The organism is Kitasatospora sp. GAS1066B (assembly GCF_041262605.1).
GTDB lineage: Bacteria > Actinomycetota > Actinomycetes > Streptomycetales > Streptomycetaceae > Kitasatospora.
Genome location: NZ_JBGCCO010000016.1, coordinates 186,375 through 211,859 on the forward strand (window position 1 = coordinate 186,375; position 25,485 = coordinate 211,859).

A 25,485-nucleotide genomic window follows, 5' to 3' on the forward strand; every position below is an offset into this window, starting at 1 on the left:
CGAATAGCCTGAGGCTAGGCGAACTTCAGGGGGCCGAGCGTCGGCGAAAGGGGGAGGCACATAGTGAGACTATGTTAGCGCAAACCTAACTGCCGCCGTCAGCTGGGCATCGGGAGATCTACCGTTCACCATGTGCGAATTTGGCCCTCGTGACTGGCGAGAGGCTGTCCTGCATGCTTGCGTCGGCAGTTCTACCGATGCGCCCCCCGGTAGCGGCACATAGGCTCGTTCGGAGATTGGAGGATCCCATGCCCCCGCAAACCTCCGTGCCCCTCGTCCTCCCCATCGGTCAGGACCTGGGACCCGCCTACGAACCGGGGGACACAGAGTCGGAAAGCCCCATCTACGGCGTACGCATCGGAGTGAAACGGCTCGAGCTCACAGAACCCCTGTACGTGGCCTGGCGGTATGCTCACGGGGTCGGTCCGCTGAACGAGACTCCCTGGACGGAGGAAACGTACCGGCAAGCCCTCCAAGAAAGCGCTGTCGACTTCCCGGAAGACGTGGCTGGCCTGTTAAAGGACCTCGGCCTTGTGCAGACCGTAGCACCCGGCGGCATAGAGGCCGCCCGCTTTGCGCGTGCATACCGCTGCAATCCGCAGATGGTGGGTCTGGGAAATGTCCCGGACAGGCCCGAAGTGTTCTACCTTGGCCTTCCAGAGCAACCCGTGCTCGCCGTGCCAGCGGCCGTCTACGCGTTATGGGTTAACGCTCCCCTGGAACCTAGCCTCTGGTCCGGGTGTGCTGCTATGGCCGCGGAACTCAATGGTTATCTTGACGCAACACCCCCAAATGATGGCGTGGTCAGACCGGAAACCTTACTGGCCCTGTTCTTGGCAACCATGCCTCACATGCTGCTGACCCGCACCATGTACCTGGACGTCTCCTGGATGACCGGGGGCTGAGGTGTTCTCAGCGAATCCCACTGTCGGATGGGGCGGACGTAGCCAACTGGGCGCCAGGCCCGCAGGGCAGGGGTGTTGCAAAGCGCAGCCCAGGGTCGGGCAGACCCCGCGAAGCGAGGCGGAGGCGACGCGTCGGCCCAGACCGCAACGCCACAGCTCGGACAGCACCGATCACCAAGGATAGAGGGACTACGTCATGGCCAAGAGCAGCGGCCGGCCCGACCGTCCGGGAGCGCGAGCCGAGGGCGGAGCCCATCCCGCCGCGGAAGGACGTGTCCGCCACCGCCGGCGGCTGCTGTTCACGGTCGGCGGCGTCATCGCCGTCGCGATCGCCGTTGCCCTCGTGGTCGGCCTTCCCCGCACGACTTCCCCGGCCAATACCGGGCCCGAAGGCATCAGCCTGGAGCCAGCGGCCGCCCTCGCGTCCGCGAGCACCGCAGCGAGCGGGCAGAGCCTCGACGGAATTGCGTGCAGCACCACCGAACAGGTGGCCTACCACATCCATGCGCACCTGACCGTCTACCTACGTCGGCGGCCAAGCGCGCAGCATCCCGTACGGCATAGGTGTGGTCACACCCGTTCCGGCCACCACGCCGAACGGGGTCTTCGTCCAGGCCAGCAATTGCTACTACTGGCTGCACACCCACGCCTCCGACGGCATCATCCACATCGAATCGCCCACCCAGACTCGCTACACTCTGGGCCAGTTCTTCGACATCTGGCAGCAGCCGCTCTCGGCCACCCAAGTCGGCCCAGCCGTCGGTCCCGTCACCGCCTACGTCAACGGCGAGCCCGCCACGGGCAACCCGCGCGACATCGTTCTTCAACCGCACGAAGACATCCAGCTCGACGTCGGCACCCCCGCCACCGCGCCCCAGCCGGTCGACTGGTCCCGTTCCCAGCTCTGAACCGGCGCGGGCCCACCAGGATGCGCCGCTGCCCTCCGTCAGACACCGGTCAACGCCGCCCGGCCCACCACTTCAGTGCCTCCGCGCCTGACCGCAACTCCCCTCCTCCGACGGCGACCTCGCTACTGAACTTGAACGGGTGATGTCCGGGCCGTTCGCCTGACAGCGGTCTGGCTGGTCCGGTAGCCCTTGACCGTGAGATATGCACAGGGTGGCGGGCTGACCGACACACAGAGGGCCGCGCGGGAGCGGATTCGGCGGCAGGCCGTGGAACGCTTCGAGGGCGGGGAGAAGAATCGGGACATCGCGGCCGCGCTGCGGGTGAGCGTGCGTTCGGTGGAGCGCTGGCGCCGGCAGTGGCGCGAGGGCGGTGCGGCGGGAATCGCCTCGAGGGGCTCGCCGGGTCGTCCGAAGCTGTCCGATGCCCAGGTGGGGCGGCTGGAGCGGGAGTTGGAACGCGGGCCGCTGGCCCACGGCTGGGAGGACCAGCGGTGGACCCTCGCGCGAGTGAAGACGTTGATCGGTCAGCTGTTCCACGTCTCCTACACCGTGGAGGGCACGTGGGTCCTGCTCAAGCGGCACGGCTGGTCCTGGCAGGAGCCGGCTCGCCGGGCCATCGAGCGCGATGACGCGGCCGTCGAGTTGTGGCGGAAGGAGACGTGGCCGCAGGTAAAAGCGCCGCGGCGGCCCGCGGGGCCTGGCTTGTCTTCGAGGACGAAGCCGGGCAGTCGATGAGGCCGCCGCGCGCCAGGACCTGGGGGGCCGGGTCGGCTGCACGCCGGTCGTGCGGGTGCGCGGCCGAGGAGCCAGCCGGGTCTCCATGGCAGGGCTGAGCTGCTACAAGCCCGGTCAGCGCTCCCGGATGTTCTACAGCTTCCACGTCCACCGCGGCCGCAAGGGCGAGAAGAAGGGCCTGACCTGGCAGGACTACCCGGACCTGCTCATCCGCGCACACATCCAGCTCGGCGGTCCGATCGTGCTGGTCTGGGACAACTGTGAGCATCTGGTCGAGCCGCTGCGGGAGTTCATCGCTGACCACGCCGACTGGCTCACCGTCTTCCAACTGCCGAGCTATGCACCGGATCTGAACCCGCAGGAGGGGATCTGGTCGCTGGTCAAGCGCGACATCGGCAACCTCGCCGCAGCTGACCTCGGCCAGATCACCCGAGCCGTCAAACGAAAGCTCAAGCAGATCCAGTACTGCCCGGACGTCATCGACGGCTGCCTGGCCGGCACCGGCCTGATCATGGACGACTGACCGACATCACGAATTCAAGTTCAGTAGCCTCGCGCTTTCACAGAGCTGACTGTTCAACGATTGGTCAGAGAAACAGAACGAGCCTCTGGCCTGGGACGATAGGACTTGTCGAGGGTCCAGTACGTCGCCGAGCAAGAGGCACCTTTCAAGTGAAGAATCGTAGCGGGTCCTACCCGCGTGTGCGGATATCGGGTGGCTCCACCGGGGTGGTCTCACAGGCCGGTGGGGTGCTGCTGGTCGAGACCGCCCGTAAAAGCGGGCTGGATGCGGCACTGTCGGCGTCACTCACACCGTGGCGCAAGGCCCGGGCGGTGCACGATCCGGGCACGGTCCTGTTGGACCTTGCCCTCGCGGTCGCTCTGGGCGGGGACTGCCTGGCGGACATCAGCATGCTGCGGGCCAAGCCCGGCGTCTTCGGGCTCCTCGCCTCCGACCCGACCGTTTCCCGGCTCATCGACATCCTGGCCGCCGCTGGGCCGAAAGCGCTGGAGGCGATCCGCTCCGCCCGTGCCACGGCTCGCGATGGAGTGAGCTCAGCCGGTTATTGATCTGCGAGCCCTTTGCTGCACCGATCAACGCGGTCGTCCAGCGAGTCACGTTCTTCTCGCGGCGGCTGGTGCTGCTGACGAGATGCCAGAATATTTACCAGCCTTTACGCATGCCGGGAGATCGGTCCGTGGGCCGCGCGCGGTGGGGAGATGGTGTGGACGGCGGCGTCGAGCGCTGGTGATTGAGGGCGGCGCGGCCGTCGTCCGCCACGGCAGACTTGGCCTCGGCTACCTGCCCGTGCGGATCGCCCAGCCCCAACCGCCTGAGTCGCTCCGTCCCGGCCTGTGCCGCATCCCGCGCCACACTCTTGCCAACATTTTCGCGTGAAACGGCTTGTGCCGCCTCGAGGAGGAGGTTGAGTATGCCTGGGTCGGGCATGGGGGATTTTGGCCACGCGCCGTCTGCATCGGGATCGACTGTTTTCTCGTACCACGGATCTACCGTGCTCAGCCGGCTCCCGGTTCTCATGCCTACCACACGGTCGTAGGACACTTGGTGGGCGTGTGCGTCGTTCTCTTTCGGGTCTTCGGTGACGTATTCATTGTGGGCGATGGCACGCTGCTGCTGCCAGAATACCTTCATTGTCCCCAGGTAGTTGTCGCATAGTTCGCGGTAGCCGTCGTTATATCCCCAGCCGGGCTGCCTGCCTTGATCTCTAATCTCCTGATACCTGACCTTGAGGCTCTTGTACAGTTCTCCTGCATGTTCTTTCTGATCGTCTGGCAGTTGCTCCGCCGGGAGCTCATTCACGAGCCCTCGGGTTCTTTTGAAGCTTTCCATCTCGTCGACTACCATATTATATCCCCAATCGGCGGTCCGCTGTTTTAGCTCGATCCGATAATGGGGGTCCTCCATATAGCTTTCATCTCCCTCATCGAGGAGAGATTCTTCCCTGCCTTTCTTGGCTTTTCCGAGGGTCTCGGTGTAGAGCTTTTCACCGTGGGTTACCATCTCCGCGGTGGCGCTGGGCTCCTGCTCTCTCGCCGCCCGGATCGCTGTCTCAGGAAATAGAGCCTCTTCCCAGTAGCTGAGTCTTCTCTGGAGTTGATCGTCACTGAGGTCTGGATTGGTTCGGATTGCGTACAGAGCCATATCTTGACTTTGGGTGAGATGGCGATTCTCGTGAAGGATTATGCTCGAGATCTTCCAGGAATCCACAACCGACAGATTTTCGCGATCCTTGATGCTGATCGACCAGTCCGGCGAAAGGAAATGCGCCTCGAATCCGCCCGTCCGGGCTGCCTCATCTTCAGATGCGAATTTTATATCAGGCTTCAGGTAGCCGTACCGCTCGAGCTCACCACTGATGAAACCCTGAAGAGCTGTCGCGAAAGGGCGGAAATTTTCTTCCGGAATGATAACCTCAGGGACTTTCAATGGGGTGACGGTTTCTCCGGTTGCGATGCCGAAGACGCCGATCTGCGCCGCCGTAAAGGCTCGGTAGCGATCGATAAAATTCCGCCCCTGGTCGCTCAGAATCAGCTCGGTTAAGTCGGTTCGGTAGCGCAGATCAGCTCGACGGTCCTCAGAGGACTTCTGCTCCTGATTGCTCTGGTCGGTCATGATAGCCTCTCGAACGGATTTACGCGGCGCGGACGCCATGCGCTCAAACTCATGCATCGTTTCCTATATAGCGTCCCCCGGCGGCAGTCCTTTTGGTTCAATGAACCAGGAATGCCGTACGTAAGTCAGTGCAACTCCCGAGGCGCTCGGGGCCTGGTTGGCCGCCTGCCCGGCGGCAACGGGCTTCCGTTCGAGAGATACGCGCAGGACAGCGGGTTGACCGGTGCTGGAAGGGCGGCGAGGTAGCGGGTCGGCTGCAGGCCGGGGAACGCTTCAAGGGCGGGCAGAAGAATCCGGAAATCGCTGTCGCCTTTCCGTTCAGCGAGCGGTCCGTGGAGCGGTGGCGTCGGCGAGTTTCGGAGCCATCCTGTCTGGGGCTTGTGGGTAGGGTGCGGCTGGCAGTCGCGTGGCCTCGCATGGCTGAGCCACCGGGGAGCGGAAGTCAAATCGGAGGGTTTCCATGCTTCCGGCCGGCCAGGTCGGCCTGCTTGGTGCGGAGCATGGACAGGGCCGAGGCGAGGACCTGGCGGGTTTCGGCAGGGTCGATGACATCGTCGACGAGGCCGCGTTCGGCCGCGTAGTACGGGTGCATTAATTCGCTCTTGTACTCCTCGATCTTCTGCGCGCGCATTGCCTCCGGATCCTCAGCCTCCGCGATGTCGCGGCGGAAGATCACGTTAGCGGCGCCCTCCGCACCCATCACGGCAATTTCGTTGGTTGGCCAGGCATAGGAGAGGTCCGCGCCAATCGAGCGGGAGTCCATCACGATATACGCCCCGCCGTAGGCTTTGCGCAGGATCAGCGAGATCCGCGGGACGGTGGCGTTGCAGTAGGCATACAACAGCTTGGCGCCGTGCCGGATGATGCCGCCATGTTCCTGGCCCACACCCGGTAGGAACCCGGGCACGTCCAGCAGCGTGACCAGCGGGATATTGAAGGCATCGCACATCTGAACGAAGCGGGCGGCTTTCTCGCTCGCGGTGATGTCCAGCACACCGGCCAGGCACTGCGGCTGGTTGGCGACGATGCCCACCACGTGCCCGTCGATCCGGGACAGTGCGCAGATCACGTTGGGAGCCCAGCACTCGTGGATTTCGAGGTACTCGCCGTAGTCGACGATCTCCTCGATCACTTTGCACATGTCATACGGGCGGTGGCCATCGGCGGGCACCAGGTCCAGCAGCGACTCGTTGCGGCGGTCGAAGGGGTCGCCTCCCGACTGGACGGGGGGCGTCTCTCGGCTGTTCTGCGGCAGCAGCGATAGCAGGTACCGCACGTCCTCGATGCACGACTGCTCATCGTTGTACGCGAAGTGCGACACGCCCGACACCCCGGCGTGCACGTCCGCACCACCCAGACCGTTATGCGAGATCTCCTCCCCAGTCACCGCCTGCACCACATCCGGACCGGTGATGAACATCTGGCTGGTCTCGCGGATCATGAACACGAAGTCCGTCAGCGCCGGCGAGTACGCCGCACCACCCGCACACGGCCCCAGCATCACGCTGATCTGTGGGATGACCCCTGACGCTCTCGTATTACGCCGGAAGATCCCGCCGTAACCGGCAAGCGCTGTGACACCTTCCTGGATCCGCGCCCCCGCCCCGTCGTTCAAGGAGACCAGCGGCGCACCCGCGGCGAATGCCAGGTCCATGATCTTATGAATCTTCTGCGCATGCGCCTCGCCCAGCGCACCGCCGAAAATCCGAAAATCATGCGCGTATGTGAACACCGTCCGCCCGTACGCCGTCCCCCACCCAGTAATCACACCATCGGTGTGCGGCCGCTTCGCCTCTAGTCCGAAACCCGTCGCCCGATGCCGCCGCAGCGGCTCCACCTCACGGAACGACCCCTCGTCCAGTAGTAATCCGATCCGCTCACGAGCCGTCAGCTTCCCCTTCGCATGCTGTGTCTCGGTGGCCTTCTCGCCTGGCCCACGCCGGACCCGTTCGCGGACTGCCTGCAGTTCGGCAACTCGCTCACGAGCGTCGCTCGAGGCCGCTCGGACCTCTCCGGCCGGACCTCCCAGAACTGTCATCGAATCCACTCCAAGTGCGAGAGAGCTGTTCGACAGCCGCCTGCCGTCTGGCGGCTACTGCTTCGAACACCTCTTCACTGGTGCTCCCGAGGCCTATAGAATTGTGATAATGATGGTCTCTGATAGTTGAGCTGGAGGCCTGACTCTGCGCCTCGTTCGTTTACTGATGCAGCTAATATGGCTGCGTCAATTTCGCTTCCGGTGTAAGCATTTGCAACTTGCCGTTCGGAGTTCTGTTCATGGCGCAAAGAAGTCCTTGTGGCGGAATGATTCAGCTAGCGGGGGCGGCTTGGATTGCTGTCGCCAAGGGGCTGCTGCTTCTTCCGGCTACCGATTCGACCGGCCTGCCGCAGGGGCCCGAGAGTCAGTCTCACGGGACGGTAGGAGTACTAGGACGGGACGTGCCCCGAGCGGCATACGTATCTTCAGTCGACCTCGACTCGTCCGGGTAAAGAGTCGTGCAGGTAGGTGTGTGTTCATGGCGGCGGCTCGGGCGTTGGTCCCCGCGGTGGGTCGTCCATGTCCGACGGATCAGGCTGGGTCAGGCGGCTGCGATCCGCAGGTGCAGTCGGCAGGCGCAGCGGGCGGCAGCGTGTAGTAGCCGGTAGCGGAGTTTCTTCAGCTCAGCGCTGGCTAACTCGCCGTCCAGGAGGAGTGTTTGGGTCCAGGCGAGTAGATCGATGGCTGCCAGCGGGAGTTCCAGCCAGACCGCGGTGATCTGGAAGTAGAGGGAGGGGAAGCGGCCGAAGCCGGTGGTCTTGCCGCAGCATGAGCCAGGGCGGCGTCGCTACTCACCAGCGATCGCCCAGTTTGACGATCATCTTTCCGGCATTTTGGCCGTGCAGCATGCCGAGGAAGGCGTCCACACTGTTCTCGATGCCCTCGACGATGGTCTCGCGGTAACGCAGCCTGCCCTCGCGGATCCACCCGCCTACGTCCTGGACAAACTGCTCCTTGAGGTCATCGTGGTCGGCCACTACCAGGCCTTCGAGGCGCAGCCGCTTGCCGATGACCTGGACCAGGTTGCGCGGTGCGGCAGGCGACTCAATGGCGTTGTACAGGGCGATCATGCCGCAGATGGCAGCACGGCCGCGAACGTGCAGCGACGCGATGGCCGCCTCCAAGTGCTCGCCGCCGACGTTGTCAAAGTAGACGTCGACGCCATCGGGTGCGGCGCGCTTGAGTTGCCGGGCCACCGGCCCGTTCTTGTAGTTGAAGGCCGCGTCGAAGCCGTACTCCTCCAACAGCACCTTGACCTTTTCGTCGGAGCCTGCTGAACCGACCACCCGCGACGCGGACTTGATCTTGGCGATCTGGCCGACCTGGCTGCCCACCGCGCCGGCGGCGCCGGAGACGAAGACAGCGTCACCCTCCTTGAAGGCGGCAACTCGTAGCAGCCCGGCGTAGGCGGTCAGCCCCGTCATGCCGAGCACACCGAGGTAGGCGGAGAGCGGTGCCAGCTCGGGATCGACCTTGGTGGCATCCTGATAGTCCAGCAGGGCATACTCACGCCAGCCGAGTTCGTGCAGCACGTGCTCGCCGACGGACAGTTGTTTGGCTCTCGAGGCGATGACCACGCCGACGGCGCCGCCGTCCATCGGCCGGTCGAGCTGGAAGGGCGGCACGTAAGACTCCACGTTGTTCATGCGCCCCCGCATGTACGGGTCTACCGAGATGTAGAGGTTGCCGACCAGCACCTGGCCTGGGGCGAGCTCGGGCATCACAACCTCGCGCAGCGCGAAGTTGTGAGCCGTCGGCCACCCCTGGGGGCGGGTGATCAGGTTCCATTCGCGGCTGGTCGTGGGCAGCGCAGACATAGGCACTGTGGTCTCCTTTCGCCGTGGCGCCCCCTTGAGGACACGTCATCCCCGTCCCAAGCCAGGATTTCCACCTCCGGGGGAGGAGAGAGGTGGCTGGCGGGTGTTCACGCGGGGGCACTCAGTCGAGCATGCCTCCCCGCGGCATGTCGGTTGAGTTCCTCAACCGCTGTTCGCTGTCACATGACGAAATCGACTAAGTGATTGATCGTCGTGCTCGAGATGGGCTCAAGCGCGATCGTGAGGCCATGCCGGATGCCGCCGGCCCACGCCGGCCGCCGTAACAGCAGTTCCGGCCGAGCCGTGGCGATTACGAGAACAGGCAGTGATCCCAGTGACATCGCCAAGTTCTCCACGAAGTCCACCAGCACATCGTCGGCCCAGTGCAGGCCCTCGAAAACCACCACGACAGGGCCACGCGCCGTGACTTCGCCCAGCAACTGCCTTGACGCTGCTAGGACGTCTCCCACCGCGACCGGGGACGCGCAATCGTCAGAGGCGAGGAGCGGGCTCAGCCGCGACAGCAGCCGCTGGCGTTCCACCTCGGACTCCACCAATCGCTGGACGGCGCTGGCGAGCTTGGCCGTCGCGGTTCGGCCCGAGTCACCGGACACGATCCCGCAGCAGGAGGACAGGAAGTCACGCAGCGCGGCCAACGGGTTCGCTTCACCGCGTGGTCGGATGCGCCCCACCAACAACCGAACATCATCCGGATCGGCTGCGACCCGACGCTCGAACTCCCTGATGAACCTGGTCTTACCGATGCCAGGATCCCCCAAGACCGTGACCAGGTGTGCCGTCGCCTGCTGTCGGGTCCGTCGCAGCAGGCCGCGCAGCAGCTCGAGGTCATCCTCTCGGCCTATCACCGGTACGGCGTCCAACGCCGCATACGCCTGACGGTAACTCTCGACCTGCCAGCCGGAGAACGAGTCGCCGTGGTAGTAGGAGATCGCATCGGTGGACTGCCGGGTGTTGTCACAGACCCGGATCTCGCCGGCCGGGGTGAGCGACAGTAGGGTGTGACACTCATTTAGCAGCGCTCCGTCAACCGATGGTGGGATACCGCTGTGATCGGACGGGGACCGGATGAGCGCCTCGCCCGTGGCTACGGCGACCCGCACGGAGACTCCCCTGGCAGCAGGCGTCGGGCTGGGTGGGCCCGCCCTTGTGCCGAAGCGATCGCGAATGGCCAATGCCGCGCGTACCGCTCGCTCCGCGTCGTCCTCGCCCGCGTGGGGCAAACCGAACACCGCCAGCCAGATCGAGCCGATCGATGCTGTGACGGTCCCGCCGAGGCACTCCACCCCCTCGCGGATCACCGCCGCCGCGTTCTCGACCGCTTCGTCGATCTTCTGGGGATCCACGTCGCCCAACTCGGCTCGCGCGATCAGAACGCTGACATCCTTGCGCTCCGCGACCATCGACCGCCCTGTCGCAAGGGCATCACCGCGCGTCTCGTAGAGCGGTGTGCCCTCACTGCTGCTGCGCTCTGGGTGGGCCGCGGTGCCGCACGTGTCCATCGGCAAGGCCTCGCCGTATGGGCGAGCCTGGCCTGAGTGGTCTCTGTTGGACCCGGTGACCAGACCGATCTGCTGCTGGAGGCCGACCGGCATCAGCGCCGGGTCATGGACGAGGATCGCCTGCTGCAAATCCTTCAAAGCTGGGCCGGGTTCGAGGCCAAAGCCTTCGACCATCGCGGTCCGCGCGTGATGGTAGACGTCCAGCGCGTCCTTCTGCCGTCCGGCGCGGTACAGCGCAAGCATGAGTTGGCTGAGCACCCGTTCCCTCAGAGGTTCGGCGGCGGCGATCCCTTCCAGTTCGGCGAGCACCCGATGGTGGCGCCCGCAGGCCAACTCCGCGTCGAAGTAGTCCTCCATGGCGTCCAGGCGCGCGCTCTGCACGGCGGTCAGCTCGGGCCAGTCGACACCCGCCTCCATCAAGTCCGCCAGTACCGGCCCCCGCCACAGAGCCAGAGCGTCACGCAGCAACGGCGTCGCGGCCTCTGGCGACCCCGCTGCGAGTTGCGCGTGCCCCCGCTCAGCCAATCGCTGGAAGTTATGCAGATCAGTCAGGTCAGGGCCAACGCGCAGCATATATCCGGGAACCTGAGTCAACAGTGCCGCCGAGCCGAGAGCACCATCCTCCAAAGACAGTGTCCGGCGCAGCCTCCAGACCGAGTTCTGCAGAATCTTCCGCGCCGACTGCGGAGTTTTACCAACCGACCATAGAGCTTCTATCAAATTGCTGCTGGCCACGACCTGGTTGGCGTGCAGCAACAGGAAGCCCAGGGTGGCACGTTCCCTCGTCCCTCCAAGCCCGACCAAATGGTCGCTGTCAACGACTTCCAGTGGACCAAGAATTCGAAACTGCATCGTTCCATCCATTAGAGATCACTAGACGGACTCTGTCTGCCCACCGCTCAAAGCGGACCCGCACCGCCTCCCAAGGACCGGACGCCACGAGCTTTCGCGCCACATACTGGTAGCTGAGCTCCGCAGCCACATCGGGAGAACTAGGCCGCCGCCTACGTACTGCACAGACCCGGATGAAGAAAGAGCGGGGCACGCCATCCTGAAATCGGCCGCAATACCTCCATGCCTACATAGCCCGCCCCGGCGAGTCACCAGCCCACGGCCGCCCGTCACCCTGTGCAACCACAGGCAAGCGGAACCACCTCGAGCGACCAGAAGCCCACATGGACATGTGCTCATATAAGCATTTTCCCCGACATGGACTTCCGTCTTCTCGCCCATGATTGAGGTTGCCTTGGCGTCACGTTTTCAATGGCTCTGACAGCTGGCAATCCCGGGATGATCTGTCAATGAGACGGGTATGACGCTCGGTACATTCGCCGAATCCGACCATCATGACTCATGAGTGCTTGCGAAGGCTGGCTCCGGGCCGATCCGTGTTCGACGCCGATGGATCACTCTCAGGTATACACCCCAGTAGCTAAGGAGCCTGGAATGAGAAGAATTCGAGCGGTCGTATACGGTGCCGGCAGCATGGGCAGCATCGCGACCAGGCTCATGACCGACAAGGGCATCGAGATCGTCGGGGCCATCGCGCGCAATCCCAGCAAGGTCGGCCGCGATCTCGGGGAGTTCGCGGGTCTGGGCCATCGGCTCAATGTGCCGATTGAGGCGGACGCCGCGCATGTGCTGGCCACCAGCAGGCCGGACGTCGTGCTGCACGCGACCCGGAGCTTTCTGCCGGAGATCCAGGAGCAGCTGGCGCTCTGCGTGCGCAACGGTGCTAACGTCGTGACACTCTCGGAGGAGTCCCTCTATCCCTGGTACACGTCTCCCATCATCGCGGCCGAATTGCACACGCTGGCCAAGCAGCACGGTGTGACGATCACCGGTGGAGGCCACCAGGACGCCTTCTGGCTTGGCATGGTCAGCACACTGATGGGCGCCGCGCACCGCATCGACTCCGTCTACGGCAAGTGCACTTGTAATGCCGACGACTATGGCGCCGACATCATCCAGGACAATCACGTCGGAGAGACTCTGGAGCAGTTCCAGAAGTCCATCAGCTCGGAGTCCCGTCCGCCCACGTTCGGGCGCAACCTGTTAGGGGTGCTGGCTCAGGCGTCAGGTCTGAGACCCAAGGAGTGGAAGTCCGAGGTGAGCCCTGTCGTCGCGGATGATGACCGGCCGTCACAGAGCATCGGGGTCACCTTCCCGAAGGGCACCGTGGTGGGTTTCTCGGACATCGACGTTCTGCACACATTCGAAGGCATCACCTTCACCTTCGAGATGTCGGGCTACGTCTACGGAAGCGGGGAGAGTGACGTCAACAAGTGGGTCGTCCGGGGCGAGCCCGACCTGTACTTGGACAACACTCCGGTCCATGGCCGCACGACGACGTGCACGCAGTGGGTGAACCGGATCCCTGATGTCATCAACGCTCCTGCTGGCTTCGTCACGTTGGACCAGCTGCCGCCGCTCCGGTACCGGCCGGGGCCGTTCCATAATTATGTGTCCGTCGGAACTCTCGCTTGACTTCCTCCCTCGGCTAAAGGACTCCGTTGGGAAATCCGTAAACCGGCTGTCTGGCGGTGCTCTGCTCCACCAGTTCAAGCGCCTCGCCGTCCGCTGGGAACGCCGCCTCGAACTGCACGACTCCCTCATCTCGCTTGCGTGTGCACTCATCTGCTGGAGAAGGCTCAACAAGCCGACGGCGTGATCGTGTTATGAGCTTTAAAGCTGGGGGATTTCGGTGCGGAGCAGCGACAGACCGCGCCCGTCTGTGGCCCCAGGGTCTCGGGCGCCAGGTTCGCCCCCTACCACGGTTCCTTGCGTACAGAGCGCCGCTCCCGACACCGGGCTCATTCTGGCCTGCGGTCCGTCAGACTATCGGCAGGCAGGGCCCGATCAGTCGGCGACGACGTTGATCTTGAGGTGGAACGGCAGGATGACCTGGGCGGGTGCGCAGCTCAGGTCCGCAGTGACCTCACTGGTGCCGACCTGGTCGGTGAGGAACGACACTACGGAGGTGCCGTCCGGCTGGGCGCTGCTCGCCTGCAGGTGCAGGACGGAGGGGTCGGAGATGGCGGGAGCGCTCCACCTGCCGCCAGGCAGGCCGGTTCGACAGCCGCCGGCCAGGTCGACGGAGACGTCGACGCCCTGGCCAATGGTGATGGTGCGACTGTTGTCGGCCTGGGTGAACGAGAGATGGGGGTGGGTGGTAATCGGGCCGGTCGACGACCCCCGCGGCACAGTCGAGGCGTAAGCCGGCCCACTGACGGCTATCGCCAAGCCGGCGATAGCCGTGGCAGCTAAAAGCTTCTTCGCAGATGTCACGAGTGTCTCCTTGAGGACGAGAAAAGGCCCCCTTCGACCTCCAACCGCCACCCCGATGTGCGGAATCAAAGGGGTCAATCGGATCAAGCAGACGAAGGGGGGTGGAGCGAGCCTGCCCCAAACGGCCAGACCGCGGAACCCATCTGAGGAAAAATTGAGGTCCCGGCTCCTGCGCGGTCCAACCTCTTCGCGTACAGGATCGTCCAGGAGTTCGGCCCGCGCAAGGGGCGTAGCTGGCGGCGAACATGCCACTCCGGAACTCGATAAGGCTTCGCCACAGTAAAATTGACGATCCGTCACTCCTCCTGGCGGCCGACTTACGTTTGGTGGGTCCACAAGCGGCAAAAGCACGATGTCGAAATGTTAGAAATATTTTGACGGTGCATCCGATCAATAGCAGGGATGGCCCTCCATCACGGGAGGGCTCGTGCCTGGATCGGCCGATCGACTGGCTCCAGGAACGGACCACTGGCGGTGGCGTCGTCCTGGACGCGGACGTCACCCTCGACCTCGCCAAGTCCAAGCGCGCGTTCCTCGCCTACGCGCCCGAGGAGATCGCCGCCCAGGTCGAAGGCATCTACACCGCCGCCGGCCGCGAGTCCATCAGCGCTCTGGAGCGGTGGACCGCCTACGCCATGCGCGGTCGGCACGGTGACGGCGCCGAGGCAGAGACCGTGCCCACCAGCGGCTTCTCCGGCTGGATGATGGTCCACCGCGCCGCCCGGCCCGTGAACGGAGCACCCTACGGCGATCCTCACTTCCACCTGCACTTCACCCTGGCCAACATGGTCAAGAGCACCACTGACGGCCAGTGGTCCACCGTGGCTGGCGGAGGCCGCGACCTGCACCGGCACGCCCGCGCGACGCAGTCCCTCATGAACGCCCGCATCCGCCGGGAGCTGACCGACACCTTCGGCATCAGCTTCCGCCGCGAAGAGCGAACCGGCGCGTGGGAGATCGCGGCGATCCCCGAAGCCACGATCAAGCTATTCAGCAAGCGCGACAGCCAGGTGCGAGACCTGCTCAGCAAGCTGGGCATCGACTACGACAGCGCCACCACCCGCGAACGCACCGCCGCATCCTCCGCGTCCAAAACCGCGAAGAACGGCGAAGCCGCCGGAGTCGAGGACGACGTCTTGCGTGCCTACTGGCAGGCCGAAGGCCGCGCCGCCGGTGACGACCCCGACGCCATCGCGGCTAGCGCCATGCAGCAGGACCAGGCAGACCAGAACCCCGACCTGGACCAGCTGTGCGCTCAGGTCTTCGACCCCAAGACCGGCCTGACCAGCCACTCCAAGGACTTCACGCACGCCGCCGCCATCGCCGCCGTCCTGGACGCCCTCCCGTACGGTGTCGCCGACGCCGCCGAAGCCGAACAGCTCACCACCGCCGTCCTGCGGCACGCCGGATACGCGGTCAAGCTGAACCCCAAGGGTGCCCAGCACTTCGCCCACGCCGACCGGTACACCACGGCCGATGTGGTCGCCGCCGAAGCGCTCATCGCCACCGAGGCAACCAACCGCCTCAACGAGCAGGCAGCCGTCGTCAGCCACGACACCGTCGCCATGACCCTGTCCGCGGTCGAGGCCCAGTACGGCGAAGGCTTCGAGTTCTCCGCCGAACAGCGCGCCGTCCTCGAACGGCTGCTGACCGCAGGCCACGGCATCGACGGCGTCGCGGGAGCGGGCAAGACGACGATCATGAACACCGCGAGGGTCGCGTGGGAGGCCAACGGACTCGTCATCGCCGGAGTCCGCACTGTGCGTACCCCGAGTGCCGCGATGATGACCCACCCGGGGAAGAGCCGGGCAAACAAAATGCGCCTGCGATACATCAGCAGGCGCACACAAAGTTCATGGGAACCACTACTGCAACTAAGAGGACTCTAGCAGGCCCCGGCCTTCTGCGGTGGATTATTTCTTCCCCGGTTTCGCAGGGGCCTCCCTGGAGGCCCGCCGCCGCCGAGCCGCCAGGAGTGTCAACACGCCTTGTGAACAGGCTGGTTGACAGCATCGCGCTCTGCCCGGGGTGGCGGCTCCACCGGCAGTGCAACGCGAACGAGCCCCGCCGCGCGCCGCGCGGACTCCCACCGCTGTGGCCCGGGGGCAGCCCCGTCAACGGCACCGGCGGAGACGGTGGACGGCACGATTCGAATTCCGACCCGTCCACATTCGAGTGCCGCCAAAAGGGCCCGCCCCCGCGATTTCCGGCGCATACTCGAAGGAATGACGAAATCAGCAGCAGTTCGCCGGCCCCTGCCCACCAGTCCCTTCAAGGCCCGGGTCCAGGCGCCGCTCAAGCGGTTCGCCGTGGGCGACCGCGTCACCCACGACAGGTACGGCCTCGGCCGGGCCATCGGCGTCGAAGGCGACAGTGACATCGCCGTACTCGTCGACTTCGGATCACGGCAGGAACGCATCACCCAGCCGTACGCCGAGATGTTCAAGCTCTGACCCCGGGCGCCCCGGAGCAGGCCAGGGTCACTCTGCCAACCGCAATGCACCGGTAGCGGGCGGACCCTGTACCGAGGTGACGGCGCACCATCGCCTCGGTGCACCAGCCAGGGGCTCGCGCCCCGGCCATTGGTCCCGACGGCTATGCCGAAGGGCCCTGCTGGCCTCAGTCCGGCGCGGTACCGGCGATAGCCGGAACGGCACATGACGATCAGTCAACGTCGCCTGTACGCCGGTTATGTGGGCGCTAGAATCGTCACGTGGATGACAAACATCTGTTTGAGTCCGTCTGTGAAGTGCTCTCGCTCCGAGGATTCGAGCTGGCACCGCCGCAGGCAGCCGGTCTCTCCGTACGGCTGCGTCCGGGAGGCGGCCTGGTGCTGGGATGGCGGCCGGGCGAGGATCTGATCGGGCCGACGCTCCACGCCTCCCCGCATCCAGCCGACGCCGCCGGGCGCACCGAGTTCCGCGGCATCCGCGACGCACTCACCCTGGCTCTGTCGGAGGTCCTCGGTGCCGGGGGCTTCACCGTCGTCGCCCTTGGAACCGAGTTGCTCGTCACCGCGGGTCGGCGCGGTCCCGGCACCACCCCAGCCCTCGTGGGCCTGGCGTCCTGCCGTGCGCCGAGTCGCAGTCGGCCGGTGCTCGCGGCAGCAGGCGCCGGTCGAAGCCCGGCCTCGTAGACCGGGGGCACCCCCGCACACGTCGCGGTCACTGCCCCGGGTGGACTCCCGGACCCCGACCGCCGTGTCCTAATCTGGGCGTCATGTCGAACCCTGACGGGCTGCTCGTCGACATCGCCGCGATGGTCGAGTCCGAGCACAGCAACCAGATGTCCTTGACCGTGGTGGTCCCCGGCGCGGTGATCACCGGCAGGCTGGCGCCGGTGTCCCTGTGGTGGGAGCGGGTGGCGGAGGTCCTCCAGGCCTCGGATCACCTCAAGCCGTTCGCCGCCCTCTTCGCGCCGCCCGCCGTCGGCCCGCACGCACGGCCCACCCACCTCCACCTCCACCGCGCGAAAATCCTGCAGGGCGACTTCGCGCTGCCCCACACGGGCGGCATGTACCGCATCGCCATCGAGGACATCAGCAGTTGGACCATCGGCGACCTCGGCTACTCCGACACCTGAGGCGGTGAGTAGGAGGCCGGTTGCCTGCTTCGGGGTTGGAATCGGACCGGCCTGGTCGCGAGTCCGATCGCCGGGCCATAGCCGGGGTGGGAATCCGGGCTGAGGCGGGTTGGGGCCTGGATGCATCTGGTGAGGCAGTTCCCGAGCGTGGAGCGGGCCCCGGAGTCCGCCTGCGTTCTGTGCCCGCTGGTCGGTGCCGTGGGCGGGCGGCGTTGGGGGCGGAGGCACGCTGGGAAGCGCACCGGCCGCAGGTGGTCTGACTGACCGCCCGCGGCCCGGTCTCACCAGCGCCGGACGGAAGCCGGCCGGTGGAGCGTCGCTCCCGGCTCCAGGTCGATCCAGGGGTGCGATGAGGCTGACGGGCGGCTCTCGTGGCGCAACCTGCCGTTGTTCCTTCGCTAGGCGGCGGCGGTGAGGTCGGCGCGGCCGTAGAGGAGGGCGTAGCCGTGGGGGAGTTGGGTCAGGACACGGCCGGTCAGGGGCTCGTCGGCGAGGTTGGTGAGGGCGGCGAGGACGGCGCCGGTGTGCCAGCGGGCGGCGTCGGTGGTGGCGTCCAGGGTGCTCGCGACGGTGTCAACGAAGGCGTGAGGGTCCAGGGGCTGGGTGAGGGGGATCTGTGAGGCGAAGGTGGTGCGGGCGGGTTCGGGCAGGGCGGCGGCCAGGTCGCAGCGTTCCTCGCCGATGAGCTGGCCGCCGAGTGTGGCCAGGACGGCGTGCACGACGCGTTCGGCTTCCTGGTTGGTGTGGTAGCGGCCGAGGTCGCGGACCTGCTGGAGGAGGATGTGCCAAGTCATGGCAGGAACCTTCCGGGCGTGCCGTGCCCCGCCGGAGGCTGGGCGGCATGGGTGGTTAGGGGCGTCGGCCGGGGGCGGGTCGGCCGAAGAGGAGGTCGTAGCCGGGGGGTAGTTGGAGCAGGACGTGCTCGGTGAGGTCGTCGCCGGCGGCGTCGGCGGTGGTGGAGAGGACGGCGCCGATGTCCCACAGGGCGCTCTGTTCGGTGGCGCCTTCGATCCAGGCGGCGGTGGCGCGGACGAACCGTTCGGGGCTGAGCGGTTCGGCGGCCTGCAGGGGGTTGAGCAGGATCAGGGCGAGGGTTTCGGGCAGACGGGCGGCCAGGTGGGCGCGGACGTCGCCGACCAGGTGGGCGCCGAGCAGGGCCAGGATGACGCGGGCCGCTCGTTCGGCGTCCTGGGGTGTGTCGTATTCGCCGCGTTCCTGGACCTCGGCCAGGAACGTCTCCCATCGAAGAGTCACTGTCGGTCTCCCTTCGCGCCGGGATGTGCGCGACCGGCCGGTGGTCAGGGCTCGGTGGTCGAAGGCCGGTTGGGCGGTGAGTTTCCGCAGCCGGACCACTGGGCGCCCGGCCCCCGCGGTATCGGCCGACCACCCGACCTGGCGCAGGTGACGTTCAGGGACCGCTCGGGCCTGAGCTTTTTCCTGGAGGCCCACAACCGGCCTGGCCGGAGTTGCCGGTGGCGACTGCCGGTCGAGGGGTGACCGTCCCGCACGGCCGAAGGGGGAGGCGGTGCGGGACGGTGGTCCGGGAGCGGTCAGGCCCGGATCTGCTTGCGGTCGCCGCTGTGGCTGATGGCGACCTTGCGGGGCTTGGCCTTCTCGGCGACCGGGATGCGCAGGGTCAACACGCCGGCGTCGTAGTCCGCCGTGATCCCGTCGGGGTCGAGGGTGTCGGAGAGCATGACCTGGCGGGAGAAGACGCCCAGCGGCCGTTCGGACAGCTCCATGCGCGCTCCGTCGGCCTCGGGGCGCGGGCGGCGTTCGGCCTTGACGGTCAGCATGTTCCGCTCGACGTCGATGTCGATCGCCTGCGGGTCCACCCCGGGCAGGTCGAAGCAGATCACGTACTCGTCGCCGGTGCGGTAGGCGTCCAGCGGCATCGGGGTGGGACGGGTCCAGGTGCCGGTGGTGGCGAGGAACTGCTGGGTGAGCCGGTCCAGCTCACGGAAGGGGTCGGTGCGCATCAACATCAGGGAACACCTCCAGTGGTCCAGGCAACAGGGCCAATGCGTTTCACCTGAATCCGTTCTAACATGTCATCCATCCAATGACAACTCCTGAAGTCGCCCGGAGAGTGACAATGATGCGTGACAAGCCGAAGCCGCCTCCGACGTGCGGCACCCCGCCCACCGGCCCCGCCTCCTTCCTCGCAGCAGCCAGCGCGCTGGCCGCCATCGACGACGCCGTCCGCACCGCCCAGACCCGGGCCCCGGAAGAAGGCACCACGCCCGGCCCCGACGCACAGGCCGGCCCCGAACCAGCCCTGGCCGCCCTGATGCTGCTGCGCGAACTGCGCACCGAACTCGCCGGCTGGGAGGCGAGCCTCGTGGAGAGCGCCCGCGCCACCGGCGCCACCTGGGCCGACCTCGCCCACCCCATGGGCGTCGCCAGCCGCCAGGCCGCCGAAAACCGCTACCTGCGCCTCAAGCCCCCCATAACCAGCACCACCAGCGAGGCGAGCACCGGCGTCGAGCGCGTCAAAGCCGTCCGCGACCGCCGGGCAGCGGAGCGCACCGTCACGACCTGGGCCCGCGACAACGCCGCCGAGCTACGCGTCCTCGCCGCCCAGATCACCGCCCTCACCGACCTCACCCCGCAGGCCCGCCCCGCCCAGGCCGCCCTGCGCAGCGCCCTCGCCACCCCGGATGCCGCCGACCTCATGACACCCCTCACCGACGCGCGCCCCCACCTCGGCGCCGGCCACCCCGACCTCGCCACCCGCCTCGACGCCCTCACCGCCCACACCGCCCAGCTCCGCCATGACAGCAACCGCCGCCGCACCTGACACCAACGCCGAGGAACGCTGGCAGCAACTCGACGACCAGCTCGAAAGGGTCCGCGAACGCCTCCGGCTCGAAACAGGGGCCGCCATCGCCGCCATCGACACCTGCCTGGCCCGACTCGGCACCCTGCGCCAAGACCTCGCCGACCACCCCTGGACGCCGAATGCGAGCGCCATCGCCGCCGAAGCCGCGATCGCGCATCACGGGACCCGGCAGCCAGGACGGCCCCCGCCTCCTCCGGCTCCCGCCATGCACGGCGGGGCGATCCGCCGGCCCGAAGGCGACCTTGCCAGGGATGCCCGACCTCCTGACCTGCGACCTTTGCCAAGTCGCGTCCACCAGGCTCCCTAAAGTTGAGTGCCAGCTTGTCAAGAAAGCTTGGCTGGCGCTATAACTTTCTCGTCGAGGTGCCCAGCGGGAGTAAAGCCGGGAAGGTCCGGCGCCATGCCGTCCGTGGGCACCCGTGACCGTTCACGACTGTGAGGAGCTGATCCCCTTGTTGATGCGCACTGATTCCCTGCGCGGACTTCGCGACCTCGACCGGCTCACCCAGCAGCTGGTCGGCACCGCGTCCCAGCCGGCGGGGATGCCGCTGGTCGCCTACCGCGACGGCGAGGTGTTCGTGCTGCGCCTGGACCTGCCGGGCATCGACCCGCAGACCGTCGACCTGGACGTGGAGCGCAACGTGCTGACCGTGCGCGCCGAGCGCGCGTCCCAGCTGCCGCAGGGAGCTGAGGTGCTGGCGGACGAGCGGGTGCTGGGCCGGTTCTCCCGGCAGGTGTTCCTGGGCGACGCACTGGACACCGACCGGATCGAGGCCGACTACGACCAGGGCGTGCTGAGCGTGCGCGTGCCGATCAGCGAGAAGGCCCGCCCCCGCAAGATCACCATCACGGCCAAGGGCGAACGCGAGGCCATCACCGCCTGACATCCGCGGGGCCGCGGACGCGAGCCCCGCCCCCGTGTCGGCCTCACCCATTGGCCCGCAGTGGCGGATCGCCGGTGGGCGCGGCTCCGTCCGCCCTGCCCGGACGTACCCCTGGCCCGGGCTCCGGCGGAGGCCCGCAAAACGGGGTGGCCGGCATGGTCCGCTGCCCGCCGCTCCCGCACCCGCGTGCAGGGACGGGCACGACCGCGCACGGTTGGCCCATGGGCATCGTGGTGGTGTTGGAACTGATCGAGCCGCTGGACGCGTGCGTCCAGCGGGTGGGAGAGGAGCCTGTCGACGCCTTGGCGGTGCGCTGGGTCCACGCCTCGCCCTCCGATTCGGATGGCCCGGACGATCCGGGGTCGCGGACCCTCTGCGGCATGGACACCGCGGCCATGGTGCCCGACCGCTGGCAGCCGGACCGCCTGGGGCAGCGCTGGTTCCCGGCGCGCTGGGCCGGGAACACTGCCTGGCCTGTGACGCCGCCTTGCGCGCCGACTGACACTCAGGGCCGCGCTGGTGGTGGTTCCACGGTGATACCGACGCCCCGTCACGTGTCGGCTACGGGGAGCCTGACCGTCGGCTTCGGCGAGGGTCGAGCGCATCGCGCAGGGCGTGTAGGTCGGTGATGGTGACCTGTTCGGCGAAGCGGGCCAGCAGCCGCCGCAGGCTGCGCTGGTCCCGGTCACGGACGGCTTCGGCGAGGGCAGCCAGTACGGACGCCCCCGTGGCCGGGTCGGGCGTGCGCACCGGCCGCGTCGTCTGTGGCCCCTCCACCGTCGCCTCCCGTCCGTGGTGCCGCTCGTTGTCCCGGGCCGCGGGTGCGGACCGCCCTTCTGCGGAGCGAAGACTACCTTCCCTTCGAACACCGAAAAATCTGTGCTGGCTGGAGTAGACATTGCCGTCGGCTGTGGTTAGTGTTTCTCTCGTAGACGCAGTCAAGCGGTACCCGCCAGACACGAACTGGCGGGCAGCATTACAGAAGTTCGCAGGTCGGCACGGTTGTGGGGTCCTGAAGCCAGAGCAGGTGCAGTAAGGCGACAGGACCGGCGGCCGGGCCAGGTGACCCGCAGGTATCAGGGGTCACCGATCAGCGGTACCGCGGTAGTTGTAGGTGCAGTACCAGCAGGTGAAGTTGAGTCAAGCGGTACAAGCAGTCGCGGTTCGAGGTATCCCAGTGAAGGCGCCAGGCTGCGGGCGCGCGTGCTGGGAGTCCGGGCAGTGGGGTTCCAAGCCGAGCAGGTGAGCAGGACGGGCGACGGGGCTGGCTGTCGGACCAGGTGGCCCGTCAGGGCCGTAGCAGTACTCAGGTGGTTGAAGTTCAGCAGTACCGAGAAGTACCCGTGTGCGCAGCACCAGTGGTTGGCAGTACTCGCAGTTCGCAGTATCAGTCCGTACAGAGGATGAACGGAGGGACAGAGCACCATCAGGATCGCCCGGCCCGTGAGGTATTCAGCCGGGCGGACACCGCAGACCCCCTTTTGAGTACGAGGACGGTGGTTTCCGGTCACGCATACGCGATCCCCGCACACCCCCATCCCTGGGGAGTTGCGGAACATGGAACCCGGCCCAGGCCGGTAGATGGTGTTGTTCCCTTTCGGGGCCCCGGAGCCGCTATGGCGCCGGGGCCCCTCGACGCGTTCCCCAGGAACCAAGAGAGGTGCAGGGACTACGACGACCGACAGGCCCCACACCCCCGACTCCCTCGACGACGACTACCCCGCCTACACCATGGGCCGCGCCGCCGAGATGACCAGTACCACCCCCGGCTTCCTGCGCTCCCTCGGCGAACAGGGCCTCATCACCCCCCTGCGCTCGGAGGGCGGCCACCGCCGCTACTCCCGCTACCAACTGCGCATCGCCATGTGAGCCCGCGACCTCGTCGACCAGGGCACTGCCATCGACGCCGCCTGCCGCATCGTCATCCTCGAAGACCAACTCGAAGAAGCCCTGCGCATCAACGAGCAACTCCGCCGCTCCCGGCACGGCCAGGAACCCGCCGCCGACACCTGACCCACCTACCCACCTACCCAACGAATCGGCGCGCGGTGAGTGGTAGACGGTCACCGCAGGCCACCCGAGGAAACCGTCGCCGGTCGGGGGCCGATCTCCTGGGGTCCGGTAACGGCAGTACGCCGCCGCGCCGTGACCTAGTGCAGCGCCGCACTGATCCTGCGAGGGTCAGGATCGCCCCGGCCGTGGTGGCCGGGGCGATCGATGCCACACCCTGGGGCGTCAGTTCTCGATCAGGATGGCCGCGAAGCCGGACAGTGCGCTGTTGATCTCCGCCAGGTCGAAGGCAGCGGGATCGAACTGGTCCGCGGTGTCGAGGCCGAGCCATTCGAGGCGTTCGTCGTGTTCTTCATGGCCGGGATCGGTGAGGATCTCGATGAGGTACTCATATCCCCACATCCCGCCGCAGTCCTCGGGCGGGCAGGCACGGCGGCCGGTGAGGCAGCGGGGGTAGGCGGTACCCGGTTCGGCGTCAGTGACGGCCTCGACGAGGATGTCGTGCTCCCAGTCGTCGCCGAAGTCGTAGGTGTAGCCAAGCCGGTCGCCGACGCTCGGGGCGGCCTGGTCGAGCCGCTTGGACGCCGCGCTGCGGATTCCGAGTTCCCGGTCGGCGACCCCGTACCGCTCCTGCCCGGCCTCGAAGGCCCACATGTGGTAGTCCTCCCAGCCGAAGGCCGCCTGGATCAGGTGGTGAAGCTGCTGCAGCGTGGTGCCTGACGGCACTTCCAGCCGGCGCCAGATCGGGGGCCGGGAACCACGCAGGGTGACCTTGATCGTGTGGACGACGCTTCCGGGTGTCGTCCGGGAGCGGGAGATCGGCTTCGCGCGCCGGGTGTTCGCCATGGCGGTCATCCTGCCACCGGCCCCGGCCCCGGTGGGGCTGTCCGCCGCCGGCCCCACCCGTCCGCGCGACAATGACCGACGCTCGACGAATCCAGGGGTGGGTCATGCCGGCGCACAGCCCGTTCACGGTGGTCTGGGACAAGAACCAGCGGGCGGCTCTGGAGCAGTTGGTCCACTCGCGCACCGCCCCTCTGCGGCGCATCCAGCGAGCTGCGGTGGCCCTGGCTGCCGCCGACGGTGTCGCCAACGCGGCCATCGCCCGCAGCCACCGGCTTCTGGACGGAAGCATCGACCCTGCCCTGACGATCCAGCTGGTCCTCGACAACGGATCGTCACATGTCTCGAAGGCCACGCGGGCCTGGATCGCGGCCCACCCGAGGTTCACCGTCCACCACACGCCCAAACACGCCTCGTGGTTGAACCAGGTCGAAATCTTCTTCTCGATCCTGGCCCGCCGACTACTACGACGCGGCGAGTTCACCTCCCGGGACGACCTCATCGACCAGATCCGCGACTTCACTATTGCCTACGACAACGAAGCCCGCCCCTTCCGATGGACCTACGACGGCACCCCGCTCAAGGCCACCTGACCCTCGCAGGATCAGTGCGGCGCTGCACTAGCGATCCGCGACTGGTGCCTGGGTGAGGTCGAGCGTGGAAGCTGGGCTGGACGGTCCGGGTCGTGCGACGATGCCGGTATGAACCGACTCGCGAACGCGACGTCGCCGTACCTGCTCCAGCACGCCTCCAATCCGGTGGATTGGTGGCCATGGGGAGAGGAGGCGATCAATGAAGCACCGGTCACGTCACGGCTGAACCCCGCCTCCAAGGAGACGGACTTGGGGTCCACCCGCAAGAACACCAGGAGCGCGTCCGCAGCCGACAGGACCTTCACACAGGCGAAGTTGGACCTGCGCCGGGAGGCGATGTACTGCCGGAGCTCGACACTGTGGCCATCGCCCAGGGCGAGCAGCCGGGCATCGAGATCGGCGTACAACTGCTGAAGGGCCGGCGAAGCACGCTCGATCGCCTCACGGACAGTCTTGCGCCCCGGGCCGCCAGCGGCACGGCTGAATCCCGTCAACCTCGCTTCTGACCGGCGTACTTGGACCGCTGGACACCGAGGCGTGCAACTCCAGGGCCAGCATGTCCCCCTCGAAGCGCTGGTAACGGACGAGGCGATCCGGCGGTTCATTTCGCCGATCGCGTGGACGTCGTAGCGGCTGTACCCCGCAGCCACACAGATGATCCGCGGACTGCTCCAGTCGACACCGTCGGCCGCCTCGACCCCGAGCCACCAGCGCCTCGAACTCAGCCTTGTGGTTCCGCAACCAGGCAGAATAGAAAAGCGCCTGGTTGATCACGTTCTCACTGCGCGAGCGCTTGTACTCGACTTTACCGACCGCAGGAGCTCGGATACCAGCTCTGAACTGCGACGATTCATAGACTACATGTCCGTGACGGTCTGTCATCAC

The 25,485-nt window shown here is 66.6% G+C and carries 22 protein-coding genes and 4 pseudogenes; 15 read left to right on the forward strand and 11 right to left on the reverse strand.

The window, feature by feature from the left end; genetic code table 11:
* Window positions 1-248: 248 nt before the first annotated feature.
* The 5 genes and pseudogenes from ABH937_RS19780 to ABH937_RS19800 form a co-directional block, all read left to right on the forward strand.
* Complete coding sequence (locus ABH937_RS19780; RefSeq protein WP_280691356.1) at window positions 249-905, forward strand: hypothetical protein; 657 nt, start codon at window positions 249-251, stop codon at window positions 903-905.
* A gap of 566 nt (window positions 906-1,471) precedes the next feature.
* The gene (locus tag ABH937_RS19785; protein ID WP_370218969.1) at window positions 1,472-1,813 is read left to right on the forward strand and encodes a hypothetical protein; all 342 of its coding nucleotides are present in this window, start codon (window positions 1,472-1,474) and stop codon (window positions 1,811-1,813) included.
* Window positions 1,814-2,008: 195 nt separating this feature from the next.
* Window positions 2,009-2,548, forward strand: a complete 540-nt coding sequence (locus tag ABH937_RS19790) for a winged helix-turn-helix domain-containing protein (RefSeq protein ID WP_280691354.1) — start codon at window positions 2,009-2,011, stop codon at window positions 2,546-2,548.
* A gap of 55 nt (window positions 2,549-2,603) precedes the next feature.
* A complete protein-coding gene (locus tag ABH937_RS19795; protein WP_370146524.1) occupies window positions 2,604-3,071 on the forward strand; it encodes a transposase in 468 nt (155 codons plus the stop codon).
* A gap of 149 nt (window positions 3,072-3,220) precedes the next feature.
* Window positions 3,221-3,607 (forward strand): annotated as a pseudogene (locus ABH937_RS19800) (transposase); the annotation flags it as partial.
* A 106-nt stretch (window positions 3,608-3,713) separates the two neighbouring features.
* Here the strand turns inward: ABH937_RS19800 and ABH937_RS19805 are convergent.
* From ABH937_RS19805 to ABH937_RS19825, 5 genes and pseudogenes are all read right to left on the reverse strand, one after another.
* Window positions 3,714-5,183, reverse strand: a complete 1,470-nt coding sequence (locus ABH937_RS19805; protein WP_280691353.1) for a hypothetical protein — start codon at window positions 5,181-5,183, stop codon at window positions 3,714-3,716.
* A gap of 442 nt (window positions 5,184-5,625) precedes the next feature.
* Window positions 5,626-7,221 (reverse strand): acyl-CoA carboxylase subunit beta, encoded by a 1,596-nt coding sequence (locus tag ABH937_RS19810; RefSeq protein ID WP_280691352.1) that lies wholly within the window; start codon window positions 7,219-7,221, stop codon window positions 5,626-5,628.
* A gap of 580 nt (window positions 7,222-7,801) precedes the next feature.
* Window positions 7,802-7,987 (reverse strand): annotated as a pseudogene (locus ABH937_RS19815) (IS1380 family transposase); the annotation flags it as partial.
* Window positions 7,988-8,012: 25 nt separating this feature from the next.
* Window positions 8,013-9,038 carry an NADP-dependent oxidoreductase gene (locus ABH937_RS19820; RefSeq protein WP_280691351.1) on the reverse strand — a complete coding sequence of 342 codons (1,026 nt, stop codon included), beginning with the start codon at window positions 9,036-9,038 and terminating at the stop codon, window positions 8,013-8,015.
* Window positions 9,039-9,217: 179 nt separating this feature from the next.
* Entirely contained in the window at window positions 9,218-11,410 is a 2,193-nt protein-coding gene (locus ABH937_RS19825) for a BTAD domain-containing putative transcriptional regulator (RefSeq protein ID WP_280691350.1), read from the reverse strand.
* A 594-nt stretch (window positions 11,411-12,004) separates the two neighbouring features.
* On the opposite strand from ABH937_RS19825, the gene ABH937_RS19830 reads away from it, so the two are divergent.
* On the forward strand, window positions 12,005-13,045 hold the full coding sequence (locus ABH937_RS19830) for a dihydrodipicolinate reductase (RefSeq protein ID WP_280691349.1): 1,041 nt from the start codon (window positions 12,005-12,007) through the stop codon (window positions 13,043-13,045).
* Between the two features lie 372 nt (window positions 13,046-13,417).
* Here ABH937_RS19830 and ABH937_RS19835 read toward each other — a convergent pair whose 3' ends face one another.
* Window positions 13,418-13,846: a hypothetical protein gene (locus ABH937_RS19835; RefSeq protein ID WP_280691348.1), complete on the reverse strand. Its 429-nt coding sequence runs from the start codon at window positions 13,844-13,846 to the stop codon at window positions 13,418-13,420.
* Window positions 13,847-14,226: 380 nt separating this feature from the next.
* Between ABH937_RS19835 and ABH937_RS19840 the strand changes: the two genes are divergently transcribed.
* The 3 genes from ABH937_RS19840 to ABH937_RS19850 all read left to right on the forward strand — a co-directional run bounded on the left by ABH937_RS19840 (window position 14,227) and on the right by ABH937_RS19850 (window position 17,428).
* Window positions 14,227-15,735, forward strand: coding sequence for a relaxase domain-containing protein (locus ABH937_RS19840; protein WP_280691347.1), 1,509 nt, complete (start codon window positions 14,227-14,229; stop codon window positions 15,733-15,735).
* Window positions 15,736-16,071: 336 nt separating this feature from the next.
* Entirely contained in the window at window positions 16,072-16,299 is a 228-nt protein-coding gene (locus tag ABH937_RS19845; protein ID WP_280691346.1) for a hypothetical protein, read from the forward strand.
* 766 nt (window positions 16,300-17,065) lie between these two features.
* Window positions 17,066-17,428: a hypothetical protein gene (locus tag ABH937_RS19850; protein ID WP_280691345.1), complete on the forward strand. Its 363-nt coding sequence runs from the start codon at window positions 17,066-17,068 to the stop codon at window positions 17,426-17,428.
* A 398-nt stretch (window positions 17,429-17,826) separates the two neighbouring features.
* Here the strand turns inward: ABH937_RS19850 and ABH937_RS19855 are convergent, their stop codons facing one another.
* The 3 genes from ABH937_RS19855 to ABH937_RS19865 form a co-directional block, all read right to left on the reverse strand.
* Window positions 17,827-18,222, reverse strand: a complete 396-nt coding sequence (locus ABH937_RS19855) for a DUF2267 domain-containing protein (RefSeq protein ID WP_280691344.1) — start codon at window positions 18,220-18,222, stop codon at window positions 17,827-17,829.
* Between the two features lie 55 nt (window positions 18,223-18,277).
* A complete protein-coding gene (locus tag ABH937_RS19860; RefSeq protein ID WP_280691343.1) occupies window positions 18,278-18,682 on the reverse strand; it encodes a DUF2267 domain-containing protein in 405 nt (134 codons plus the stop codon).
* Between the two features lie 296 nt (window positions 18,683-18,978).
* Window positions 18,979-19,413, reverse strand: coding sequence for an Hsp20/alpha crystallin family protein (locus ABH937_RS19865; protein ID WP_280691342.1), 435 nt, complete (start codon window positions 19,411-19,413; stop codon window positions 18,979-18,981).
* Window positions 19,414-19,523: 110 nt separating this feature from the next.
* Between ABH937_RS19865 and ABH937_RS19870 the strand changes: the two genes are divergently transcribed.
* Window positions 19,524-20,228, forward strand: a complete 705-nt coding sequence (locus ABH937_RS19870; RefSeq protein WP_370146529.1) for a hypothetical protein — start codon at window positions 19,524-19,526, stop codon at window positions 20,226-20,228.
* A gap of 500 nt (window positions 20,229-20,728) precedes the next feature.
* The gene (locus ABH937_RS19875) at window positions 20,729-21,154 is read left to right on the forward strand and encodes an Hsp20/alpha crystallin family protein (RefSeq protein WP_280691340.1); all 426 of its coding nucleotides are present in this window, start codon (window positions 20,729-20,731) and stop codon (window positions 21,152-21,154) included.
* A gap of 561 nt (window positions 21,155-21,715) precedes the next feature.
* Here ABH937_RS19875 and ABH937_RS19880 read toward each other — a convergent pair.
* Window positions 21,716-21,904 carry a hypothetical protein gene (locus ABH937_RS19880; protein ID WP_280691339.1) on the reverse strand — a complete coding sequence of 63 codons (189 nt, stop codon included), beginning with the start codon at window positions 21,902-21,904 and terminating at the stop codon, window positions 21,716-21,718.
* A gap of 981 nt (window positions 21,905-22,885) precedes the next feature.
* Between ABH937_RS19880 and ABH937_RS19885 the strand changes: the two are divergent.
* Window positions 22,886-23,167, forward strand: a pseudogene (locus ABH937_RS19885) (MerR family transcriptional regulator).
* A gap of 222 nt (window positions 23,168-23,389) precedes the next feature.
* Here ABH937_RS19885 and ABH937_RS19890 read toward each other — a convergent pair.
* Window positions 23,390-24,010, reverse strand: coding sequence for a plasmid pRiA4b ORF-3 family protein (locus tag ABH937_RS19890; protein WP_280694833.1), 621 nt, complete (start codon window positions 24,008-24,010; stop codon window positions 23,390-23,392).
* Window positions 24,011-24,114: 104 nt separating this feature from the next.
* Here ABH937_RS19890 and ABH937_RS19895 point away from each other — a divergent pair, with 104 nt between their 5' ends.
* The 3 genes and pseudogenes from ABH937_RS19895 (at window position 24,115) to ABH937_RS19905 (ending at window position 25,106) form a co-directional block, all read left to right on the forward strand.
* Window positions 24,115-24,600 carry a transposase gene (locus ABH937_RS19895; protein ID WP_280694834.1) on the forward strand — a complete coding sequence of 162 codons (486 nt, stop codon included), beginning with the start codon at window positions 24,115-24,117 and terminating at the stop codon, window positions 24,598-24,600.
* A 108-nt stretch (window positions 24,601-24,708) separates the two neighbouring features.
* Window positions 24,709-24,807 (forward strand): annotated as a pseudogene (locus ABH937_RS19900) (DUF255 domain-containing protein); the annotation flags it as partial.
* 152 nt (window positions 24,808-24,959) lie between these two features.
* On the forward strand, window positions 24,960-25,106 hold the full coding sequence (locus ABH937_RS19905) for a hypothetical protein (protein ID WP_280694854.1): 147 nt from the start codon (window positions 24,960-24,962) through the stop codon (window positions 25,104-25,106).
* Window positions 25,107-25,485 lie beyond the last annotated feature (379 nt).

What these genes read in the sequence shown, in the direction of transcription:
- ABH937_RS19810 (WP_280691352.1), bottom strand. Translation starts at nt 7,221, where the DNA reads ATGACAGTTCTGGGAGGTCCGGCCGGAGAGGTCCGAGCGGCCTCGAGC.
- ABH937_RS19875 (WP_280691340.1), top strand. Translation starts at nt 20,729, where the DNA reads ATGCGCACTGATTCCCTGCGCGGACTTCGCGACCTCGACCGGCTCACC.
- ABH937_RS19895 (WP_280694834.1), top strand. Translation starts at nt 24,115, where the DNA reads ATGCCGGCGCACAGCCCGTTCACGGTGGTCTGGGACAAGAACCAGCGG.
- ABH937_RS19865 (WP_280691342.1), bottom strand. Translation starts at nt 19,413, where the DNA reads ATGTTGATGCGCACCGACCCCTTCCGTGAGCTGGACCGGCTCACCCAG.
- ABH937_RS19890 (WP_280694833.1), bottom strand. Translation starts at nt 24,010, where the DNA reads ATGGCGAACACCCGGCGCGCGAAGCCGATCTCCCGCTCCCGGACGACA.
- ABH937_RS19830 (WP_280691349.1), top strand. Translation starts at nt 12,005, where the DNA reads ATGAGAAGAATTCGAGCGGTCGTATACGGTGCCGGCAGCATGGGCAGC.
- ABH937_RS19825 (WP_280691350.1), bottom strand. Translation starts at nt 11,410, where the DNA reads ATGCAGTTTCGAATTCTTGGTCCACTGGAAGTCGTTGACAGCGACCAT.
- ABH937_RS19845 (WP_280691346.1), top strand. Translation starts at nt 16,072, where the DNA reads ATGACGAAATCAGCAGCAGTTCGCCGGCCCCTGCCCACCAGTCCCTTC.
- ABH937_RS19820 (WP_280691351.1), bottom strand. Translation starts at nt 9,038, where the DNA reads ATGTCTGCGCTGCCCACGACCAGCCGCGAATGGAACCTGATCACCCGC.
- ABH937_RS19850 (WP_280691345.1), top strand. Translation starts at nt 17,066, where the DNA reads ATGTCGAACCCTGACGGGCTGCTCGTCGACATCGCCGCGATGGTCGAG.
- ABH937_RS19855 (WP_280691344.1), bottom strand. Translation starts at nt 18,222, where the DNA reads ATGACTTGGCACATCCTCCTCCAGCAGGTCCGCGACCTCGGCCGCTAC.
- ABH937_RS19780 (WP_280691356.1), top strand. Translation starts at nt 249, where the DNA reads ATGCCCCCGCAAACCTCCGTGCCCCTCGTCCTCCCCATCGGTCAGGAC.
- ABH937_RS19805 (WP_280691353.1), bottom strand. Translation starts at nt 5,183, where the DNA reads ATGACCGACCAGAGCAATCAGGAGCAGAAGTCCTCTGAGGACCGTCGA.
- ABH937_RS19870 (WP_370146529.1), top strand. Translation starts at nt 19,524, where the DNA reads ATGATGCGTGACAAGCCGAAGCCGCCTCCGACGTGCGGCACCCCGCCC.